Source organism: Streptomyces sp. BE303 (genome assembly GCF_036290945.1).
GTDB lineage: Bacteria > Actinomycetota > Actinomycetes > Streptomycetales > Streptomycetaceae > Kitasatospora.
This window is the reverse complement of the sequence record NZ_JAQYWZ010000914.1, coordinates 1-458: the sequence shown is the minus strand read 5'-3', so window position 1 is coordinate 458 and position 458 is coordinate 1. Positions and strand designations below refer to the sequence as shown.

The window sequence follows — 458 nt, the reverse complement described above, 5'->3', positions numbered from 1 at the left end:
GTCGCGGCCCTGGAACCGGGGGGACCGGCCTCGTCGGGCGGTTGTGTCGGCGTTCGGCGTGAGTGGCACCAACGCGCACGTGATCGTGGTGGAGCCTCCGACGGTCGAGGCCGCCGCCGTGGCAGCAGTGGATCTGCCACTGGCTCCGGTGCTGTTGTCCGGTACGGTCGAGGCGTCCGTGCGGGCTCAGGATCAACAGCTGATCGACAGCGCCGAGGTGGGCGCTGCTCACCCGGTGGCACTCGGCGCGGCGTCGCTCCGCCGTGCCGCGCTCGCTCACCGGGCGGGGGTGCTCGCCGGTGACCCCGACGAGCTGATGAGCGGGCTGGAGGCGGGGGTGGCCGGTGCGGGCGGGCTGATCGGCACCGCACGGGCGGGCCGGGTGGGGTTCCTGTTCCCGGGCCAGGGTGCCCAGCGCGCGTCGCTGGGCCGGGGGTTGTACGAGGCGTTCCCGGTTT

Annotated in this window: 1 protein-coding gene; it reads left to right on the top strand. The window is 74.5% G+C overall.

Annotated elements, in window-relative coordinates; translation table 11 throughout:
* Positions 1 to 58: 58 nt before the first annotated feature.
* On the top strand, positions 59 to 458 hold a 400-nt coding region (locus PUR56_RS37275), incomplete at its 3' end, for a hypothetical protein (RefSeq protein WP_329952219.1).